General features: G+C 32.6%; 8 protein-coding genes. 5 read left to right on the top strand and 3 right to left on the bottom strand.

What is annotated here, in order from left to right:
• Positions 1-19 precede the first annotated feature (19 nt).
• From feoB to cbiQ, 5 genes are all read left to right on the top strand, one after another.
• Positions 20-2035: a ferrous iron transport protein B gene (feoB, locus tag IJE13_RS01135; protein WP_292776061.1), complete on the top strand. Its 2016-nt coding sequence runs from the start codon at positions 20-22 to the stop codon at positions 2033-2035.
• Between the two features lie 111 nt (positions 2036-2146).
• Positions 2147-2341 carry a hypothetical protein gene (locus IJE13_RS01130; RefSeq protein ID WP_292776058.1) on the top strand — a complete coding sequence of 65 codons (195 nt, stop codon included), beginning with the start codon at positions 2147-2149 and terminating at the stop codon, positions 2339-2341.
• Positions 2342-3147: 806 nt separating this feature from the next.
• Entirely contained in the window at positions 3148-3774 is a 627-nt protein-coding gene (gene cbiM, locus IJE13_RS01125) for a cobalt transporter CbiM (RefSeq protein WP_292776055.1), read from the top strand.
• Between the two features lie 11 nt (positions 3775-3785).
• Positions 3786-4076 carry a PDGLE domain-containing protein gene (locus tag IJE13_RS01120; protein WP_292776052.1) on the top strand — a complete coding sequence of 97 codons (291 nt, stop codon included), beginning with the start codon at positions 3786-3788 and terminating at the stop codon, positions 4074-4076.
• Positions 4077-4274: 198 nt separating this feature from the next.
• Positions 4275-5105, top strand: a complete 831-nt coding sequence (gene cbiQ / locus IJE13_RS01115; protein ID WP_292776051.1) for a cobalt ECF transporter T component CbiQ — start codon at positions 4275-4277, stop codon at positions 5103-5105.
• 302 nt (positions 5106-5407) lie between these two features.
• Here cbiQ and IJE13_RS01110 read toward each other — a convergent pair whose 3' ends face one another.
• From IJE13_RS01110 to IJE13_RS01100, 3 genes are all read right to left on the bottom strand, one after another.
• Positions 5408-5551, bottom strand: a complete 144-nt coding sequence (locus IJE13_RS01110) for a hypothetical protein (RefSeq protein ID WP_292776049.1) — start codon at positions 5549-5551, stop codon at positions 5408-5410.
• Between the two features lie 666 nt (positions 5552-6217).
• The gene (locus IJE13_RS01105; RefSeq protein WP_292776046.1) at positions 6218-7537 is read right to left on the bottom strand and encodes an oligosaccharide repeat unit polymerase family protein; all 1320 of its coding nucleotides are present in this window, start codon (positions 7535-7537) and stop codon (positions 6218-6220) included.
• A 62-nt stretch (positions 7538-7599) separates the two neighbouring features.
• Positions 7600-8322 carry an adhesin gene (locus IJE13_RS01100; protein WP_292776044.1) on the bottom strand — a complete coding sequence of 241 codons (723 nt, stop codon included), beginning with the start codon at positions 8320-8322 and terminating at the stop codon, positions 7600-7602.
• Between the last annotated feature and the right edge of the window lie 25 nt (positions 8323-8347).

The following is an 8347-nucleotide window of genomic DNA, read 5'->3' as shown; positions in this document are numbered from 1 at the left end:
TTTTTAAAAGGTAAAAAATATGGCAAATCTAAAAATAGGTTTAGCAGGCAATCCTAATGTAGGAAAAACCACTTTATTCAATACATTGACTGGTTTGAACCAACATGTAGGTAATTGGCCTGGTAAGACCGTAGCACAAGCAATCGGCCATTATAAGCATAATGGCAATGAGGTTGAAGTAGTGGATTTACCTGGTAACTATGCATTAAGTGCTCATTCAATGGAAGAGATTGTATCAAGGGACTTTATCGTGGATGAAGACTCTGATGTGATTGTAAACATCATTGATGCAGCAAACATTGAGAGAAACTTGTATTTGACCGTTCAAATGATGGAACTCGGAGCTAATTTGGTAGTGGCCTTAAACATGAACAAGTATGCTCAGGATAAGGGATATACCATTGATGCAAACAAGCTTTCCGAATTGTTGGGAGTTCCTGTAGTTGAAATTGAGGCAAATAGTGATACAGGTAAGGAAGAACTGCTTAGAACCATTGAACAGGCAGCTCAAAACCCAGCAAATACTACTGAAAGGTTAGTTTACAATAACGAACTTAAAGAGCATATTGTTGAGCTTCAGGCTGTAATAGAAGAAGATAAGAACTTACTTGATGTTCCTTCATCTTGGATTGCAATCAAGTTGCTTGAGAACGATGAGATTGTGGAAGAGAAAATTGAAGGATCTTCAAAAAGAAACAATATTCAAGCTGAAACAAAAAAGGTCAAAGACCACTTGCAAGGCATTTTCGGTGAAGGCAGTGAAGAGGTCATAGCAAATGCAAGATATGCGTTTATTGACGGATTATTAAAGGAATCCCTCACAAAGCCGGACCACTTGAAAGTGTCCATAAGTGAAAAGATTGATAAAATTGTTACAAACAGAATATTGGGTTTCCCTATATTCATTCTCATAATGTATGCAATGTTCCAGATCGTATTTACATTTGGAGCACCTTTCCAAGACTTGATTGATGAATTCTTTGGAATACTTGGGGACTTTGTAATAGGTTCCCTTGGAGAGACAATGCTTTCCTCCTTCCTTGTTGATGGACTCATAGGAGGGGTTGGTGGAGTATTGGTCTTCTTGCCTCAAATTATTCTATTGTTCCTCATCATCAGTTTCCTTGAAGATTGCGGATACTTGGCAAGGGCAGCATTCGTTATGGACAAGCTCATGCATAAATTCGTTGGGTTGCATGGTAAGGCATTCATTCCTATGCTTTTAGGATTCGGTTGTGGTGTACCTGGTATCATGGCAACCAGAACCATGGAGAATGAAAAGGACAGATTGATCACCATGTTGATTGTGCCTTTCATGTCCTGTTCCGCAAGAATGCCGGTATACTTATTGTTGGTAGGCGCATTTTTCGCTGCTAATCAAAGTCTTGTAATATTGTCTTTATACTTACTTGGAATCATTGTGGCAGTAATTGTTGCTTTCATTTTAAGAAAAACCACATTCAAGGAAATGTCTGCTCCATTTGTAATGGAACTTCCTGACTACAAATTGCCTACAATCAGAGGTATCTTGATGCACACCCTTGAAAAATCATGGGGATTCATCAAAAAGGCAGGTACCATCATTCTTGTAGCAACCATTATAATTTGGATGTTAAGTTACTTCCCTGCAGGAGTGGAATATGGATCTCAAGAAAGTGCAATCGGTCAAATAGGTACTGTAATCGCACCGGTATTTGCTCCTTTAGGATTCGGCGAATGGCAACCTGCAGTGGCATTGGCATTCGGTCTTGTCGCTAAGGAGGTTGTAGTCGGTACCTTCAGTTCGCTCTTTGGTGTGGCCGAGGAGGGAGCCGGAATCGCCGCTGCAATGCATGGAATATTCACTCCGCTTACAGCTTATGTATTCATGGTATTCGTACTATTGTACATACCTTGTTTTGCAGCCCTTGGGGCAATCAAACAGGAAACCGGCGGATGGAAATATCCATTGATAATGTCTGCAGTTACTTTAATTACTGCATATGTAGTGTCCTTCATAGTCTATATGGTGGGACTTGGATTAGGATTGGGTTAAACCAATTCTAATTTTTTATTTTTTTCTTTTTGAAAAGCAATTGAAATTTTTTCTTTTTGAAAAGTCATATAAAATCAATAATTATTTTTTTTATTAATTTAAGGTGAGATCATGCAATGTAGAATGTGCGGATATGAATTTGATCCTATGCACGGAGGATCCTGTGGCAGTTGCGGTCAATGCAAAGGATGCAATAAGGCAATCTGTCCGAGATGTGGATATGGAAATTCACTCGCTTATGAAAAGGAATTTGATTATATATCAAAACTTCAAAATAAAATCAAATCCATTAAATCAATGATTTAATGATATTTTTTAAAATATTGATTAGAACACTTGTTTTAAACAATAAATACTTAAATAAATTTAGTTTTAAAAAATAAATATTTATTAATATTTATAACTAAATAAAAATCATATAATTTCCTATTTTTCTAAATAAAATTCATTACTTATTTAAATACTATTTTAAAGGATTATTCTTCTTTTTTCTAAAAATTTTTATAGTTTAATTTATTCATTATTCTTATTTTTAAAAATAAGAATTTATTTCATAATATTTTTTAATATGGTGCTTTGTTCTTATTTTGATTTTATATTAATCAATGGAATTTGTTTGTTTATCATATTTATCAAGTGTACTTGATTTTTAAATAAAATAAACAATTAATAAAAAGTTTTAATATTTTATTACTTTAAAAAAAGTATTACTTTTCTATCTTATTTTTGCTCTTTAGTAATACAAAACAAACATTTATAAATGCTTTATATATAAATATTATTGTTTATTTGTTGTAAATTAGGGTAAGGAGTGTTTTATTCGGTTTATTTAACAAATAAAGGACATATTCTGCTTCAATGTAATACTATTGGAAAAAATATTTTCAATAAAAGTATTACTGAAGTATTACGTTCGCAATGAATTATATTAGAAAAGTATTACTTTTTATATATAAATCGTTAAGAGTTTTGCATTGAATTTTCATAAAGTATTACTTTGTATTACTTTATGATATAAAAGTTAATTTTTATGGATGATTTTTAATGATGGTCTTGGAAAGTAAGCTTTTATAGTGTGATTTATTATCAAATTAAATTGGAGGAAAAATAATATGCATATACCTGATGGTTTTATACCTCTTTGGCAATGTGCAATCTACTATGTAATCTTGATCATTGCATTGTACTTTGCAGGAAAATGGGCCAAAGCAAATCTTGATGAAAAACGTATACCATTACTTGCAGTATTAGCTGCAGGTATCTTTGCAATTATGTCCATGAACATGCCAATTCCATTTGGTACCAGTGGACATATGGTCGGTGGAGCATTAGTCGCTATCGTATTTATGGCTCCTGAAGCAGCAGTTCTTGTATTTACTGCAGTATTACTTATCCAAGCTTTGTTCTTCGGAGACGGTGGTATTACTGCTTTAGGTGCAAACGTATTTAACATGGCTATTGTTGGAGGATTCGTTGGTCTTTACACCTTTAAGGCATTAAAAGACATGATTGGTAAATATCCTTCCGCATTTGTAGCAGCATGGCTAGCAACCTTGGTTGCAGCAGTCGTGGCAGCTATTGAAATGGCTATTGCAGGAACTTTCCCATTGACTGTTGGAGTTGCTTCCATGGCACTATACCATGCATTCATTGGTATAATTGAAGGAGTATTAACTGTAATTGTTCTTTATGCTCTTGAAAAATTCAGACCAGACCTACTGGCATGGAACAGAGAATAGAGGGTGAAAATATGGAATTAAGTCAACAAGATAAATATTTAATCGTAGTAGGGATTATATTCTGTCTTGCATTAGCAGTATTATCCCCTTACATTGCATCTGGCGATCCGGACGGATTGGAAAAATCTGCTGAAGACGCAGCAGTTGGTGAAGATGTGGAATCCGCAGTTATCGAATCACCATTCCCAGACTATACCTATGAGCCTTTAGACAAATTAGGTGAAATCGCAGTATTGTTATTCGGAGGAATAATAACACTGATAGTTGGTTTAGGTATAGGTTATGCATTGAAAAAAGACTAATTTTAGTGATTAGTTAAAATTGAAATCCTATTGGATTTTAAAATTAGAAAAAACAAATCTTGGATATTAATTATTCTTATAATTATTATCTGAGATTCACCTCTTTTTCTATTTTACTTTTAAATAAATTTTTATATTTTGATTTCGAAATTATATTTATTGAATATTTTTTTTTAAAGATTATTTTTATGGGATATTATGGCAATTGAAGAAGTTAGAACATTGGAATACATCTCTTCACAGGATTCAATAATCCATAATCTGGAAGGTAGGGTCAAGCTTGTTGCCATTTTACTCATCATTCTTTTTACTGTTTTTTCAGATAGATTGATAGTTCCTATCGTACTTGAATGCTTTTTATTGATTGTCATGTTCTTGGCGGAATTGTCCTTTAAGGACAGCTTTAAGAGAGTGCTTCTTCTCTTGCCATTCGGTGGTTTTGTAATAGCATTCCAGCCATTCATACACCCGGGAAATATTATCTGGCAGGGTCCTTATTCATGGCTCTTCATTACAGATACCGGTTTAAATTGGACGGTTCTTTTATTTGCTAGGTTGATTGTCTGTCTGACAGCTATTGTAATCCTTTCATCTACCTCACCTATGCAGGAAGTGGTGCAGTCATTCAGAAAGCTTGGAATGCCAAGAGATCTCGCTATGATTTTGACAATTATGGTAAGGTTCCTCTTTATCTTTGTGGATGAATTGAGGGACATTCGTCAATCAATGACATCAAGAAACTTTGATCCATTCAATAAGGACATCCCATATAAGTGGAGAGTAAAGCAAGTGGGATATAGTATAGCAATGATGTTCTTGAAGGCATATGAAAAGGGAGAGACCATCTATTTAAGTATGGCAAGCAGATGCTTTTCAGACAATTCCAACTTGTATCATGCAAAGACAATCATCGGTAAGCATGAGTATATCTTTTTGGCTGCCATAATTGGAATCATAATCGTTTTGGAATTGATTGTATTGTTCTATTCCAATCATTTAGGTTACTTTGGAATTTCCTTATCTTTATAGTTTTTCTAAATTATTCTTTAACATTTTTAACTATTTTTATCTATATGCTATAGTTTTTTATTCATCAAAATAAAAAAATTTAGGTATACCTAAAAATTTAGAAACATTTATATATCATAAAGACAAATCTATAATTAGCAATAAATTTAGGCACACCTAAATTTTATTGTTTTTCTTGAAAAAATCTTAAATTATGTTGTTTATTAGTTCGGTTAATAATGATCTAAAGTTTTCCTATTTGACTTCAAATAACTTCCTCCCTTTCTTTAGATCATTATTGACTTAAAAGAATTTCAAACACATCATTTTCTTCTGCAGTTTCGCTCACTGCTTCTTTTAAAAGAAATTCTTGGAATTGATAAGGAACGTTTTTGATTATAAAAGAACCATTTTAAAATAACTTTAATGTTATTTGCAATCTCCAAATAAGTACATAGTATTCTCATATCCCAGGTTTGCTATGTACTGCCTCTTATTTTTTTAATTATTATTATTTTTTCTAGAGCAGCTTTCTATTAAATGTCAATTTTTCTATTTTTCTCTGTAGCTTTTCTATTAAAGATCTGTTTTCTATTTTTTCAAACATTCGATATGTTTTTTAAATGATCAATTTTTTTACACATAATTTTTTAGGTAAACCTAAAAATTTAGAAACATTTATATACTATGAAGACAAATCTATAATTAACAATAAGTTTAGGTATACCTAAATTTTATTGTTTATTGAATAAAAATCTGTAATAATCTTATTAATGATAAGTTCTAAAATTCAAGTAAATTGTACATAGTATTAGTTAATCATATTATCCAAATCTCTTGAATTTAGAATTTATTATTAATGTATTTAGTTAATGAGTTTTACATAAAACACACATCATTTTCTTCTGCATATAATCGCTCTATTTAAATTGTATACTCAGGGTCCAACTAAATGAAGATTATACTCCACTTGGTAAATAATATCACTTATTATTTATCTCAATCTCCAAAATTGGTTCATAGCTTTGCTATGAATTTTATTTTCTTTTTTTTTCATTTTTTTAAAATAAGTACAAAATTGTTTTTTAAATTTTCTAAAAATAGTATTTTTTCTATTGATTCCTTCTTTCTTTTTAATAGATTCTAATCCCTTTATCCTTTAGAATAGCTGCTAAATAGATGAAGGATATTACAAAGAAGTATGATAAGACAGGTATGTCCAATATTCCGGTTTCCACTCCTAAAATGGTATAAGTCAATATTAAGCTATATATTGCAATGTAAAATGAGTCTTTAGTGACTTTGATTATTTTATATCCAGTTCCCAATATGAATCCGAGCAAGCACATCTCTAAAGCAACCCCAAGCTTTCCAAAGTCTACAATCATTTGGCCCAATAGGGTAGGGGTAACAGTCACTTCGGTTCTCCAGGCTATCAATTTGCCAACCAGCATTCTAGGTCCAAGATCGCTTCCTGGCATTGAGCTTGCTATCATCTTTCCATGGAGAATTCCAAAGTTCCCTGAAATTTGATTCAATAGGTTCAATACATGCATTGTAAAGTTTGCCCTATGCTCTAAAGTTGAGAACATGCTTGTGTTTGAACTGATTGCAAGTTCATTCAGTGATCTCAAGTAGCCAATTCCCATTATTGCACATACTCCAATGAATGCACCTATAATCACTTCCCAAACTGATAATATCTCTCCACAGTAAGCGATTATGATCATCATAAGCAGGATTGCAATGATAGGAGTCCTGTATTCAAGTGTGAGAACGGTTATCATTCCAATGGCTGTCAGAATCAGGAATCTGAATCTTACTTGGCTTCTGTTGATTTTGCCCCTTTTGAACTGATTCAAGTAATGTGATGCGATTAAGCCTATACCAGGAATAACTAAAAATACAGGCATTGTAAACATAGGCTTAAGGGAGTATCTTAAGGAGGATTTGAGTATTGGCAATCCTCCAACAGATGCAATGCTAATAAACAGGAATATGATTCCAATCAATGTGAGGCAGAATCCGATTGAATGGATGTCCTTTGTATTGAATAGTGGAATCTGATTGTTTTTATTCTTTTCACTATTGTCATTGCTCTGATTGTTTAAAATGAATCTTGGAAAAATGATTGATCCAATAAAAAAAGAAATAAATGCAATTAGTATGACAATCTGCAAATCCCTTGAAACGGGGTCAGTTGCAAGAAGCAGAAAAAGAGTGAATGTAACTAAAACAATAAGTGGTGAAAATATTTCCTCTTTCATTATCCTGCTTTTTTTAAAGATGGATAAAAAGTTTTCACCAGGATATAAGCTCTTGAAATAGCTGTTGACCCATTCATTTTCAATAAATTCAAATATTTTGAAGATAATTGTGAATAAGAATGAGTTTCTTAGCATATCTTCTATATTTCTAGTTATTGTGCTAGTTATAGAATATATCAAGCTCATATTTTCACTTTATTGTTTTAATTAGTATTTTAGTTTAAATTTTTTATTAGTTGATCATTATTCTAATTGTAAGTCCTGATTTTTATTGGACCTGTTTGGCCATTGAAATCTCCCAATATTTTACTTGCTGTTTTCAAATCGGTTTCATTTGCCCTATTGATTTCAAGGGCATCGGTTTGGCCATCTTTTAAGACAATGCAAGGCTTCTTATTATTGTATAAGGCATTCAACAGTTTCTGATATTTCACGCTATCCAGGTTGTCTATGGCAATGCTTGTGCTTATTTCATACTGGGTTCCATTAGGGATTTCACTTGCCAAATCATTAATATTAGTTATTTCCTTTGGAGCAAATTCAATGTCCTTAATGTTATTGTAGGTATCTCCATTTGATTCCAGGCTTATTGAATCGATGAATATGTCTGCATTAGGCACATCCTTATAGAATCCGGCAAGCAATTCCCTGCCGTCATTGTCAATCAGAACGTTTACCTTTTCCTTTTCACTCTCTCCAAGCCACAAGACATCTCCACTCAGTTCAATCTTTTCTCCAGTGCTTGAATCCCTTCCAGCTATTGTGCTTGTTACCTTATTGCCATTTTGATAATAGTTCAAATAGGTTTCAAGTATTTTGGCATTGGTTGAATAATCGAAAGAAGTGGCAGAGGCATTTGATGAGTCATCATCAGCCATATGGTAGATGGCAAATCCGGCAGCGCCTATAATGCAGATTATTATCAATAAGTCGATTATTGTAATTTTACTTAAGAATCTTGGTTTTTTCATGCTTTAACCCAGTTTTAATATATAT

Source organism: Methanobrevibacter sp., assembly GCF_017410345.1.
Classification (GTDB): domain Archaea; phylum Methanobacteriota; class Methanobacteria; order Methanobacteriales; family Methanobacteriaceae; genus Methanobrevibacter.
This window is presented reverse-complemented; position numbering and strand designations above follow the sequence as displayed.

Excerpts from the sequence above, each read along its gene's own strand:
- feoB (WP_292776061.1), top strand. The coding sequence starts at position 20 with ATGGCAAATCTAAAAATAGGTTTAGCAGGCAATCCTAATGTAGGAAAA.
- cbiQ (WP_292776051.1), top strand. The coding sequence starts at position 4,275 with ATGGCAATTGAAGAAGTTAGAACATTGGAATACATCTCTTCACAGGAT.
- IJE13_RS01130 (WP_292776058.1), top strand. The coding sequence starts at position 2,147 with ATGCAATGTAGAATGTGCGGATATGAATTTGATCCTATGCACGGAGGA.
- IJE13_RS01105 (WP_292776046.1), bottom strand. The coding sequence starts at position 7,537 with ATGAGCTTGATATATTCTATAACTAGCACAATAACTAGAAATATAGAA.
- IJE13_RS01120 (WP_292776052.1), top strand. The coding sequence starts at position 3,786 with ATGGAATTAAGTCAACAAGATAAATATTTAATCGTAGTAGGGATTATA.
- IJE13_RS01100 (WP_292776044.1), bottom strand. The coding sequence starts at position 8,322 with ATGAAAAAACCAAGATTCTTAAGTAAAATTACAATAATCGACTTATTG.
- cbiM (WP_292776055.1), top strand. The coding sequence starts at position 3,148 with ATGCATATACCTGATGGTTTTATACCTCTTTGGCAATGTGCAATCTAC.
- IJE13_RS01110 (WP_292776049.1), bottom strand. The coding sequence starts at position 5,551 with ATGAGAATACTATGTACTTATTTGGAGATTGCAAATAACATTAAAGTT.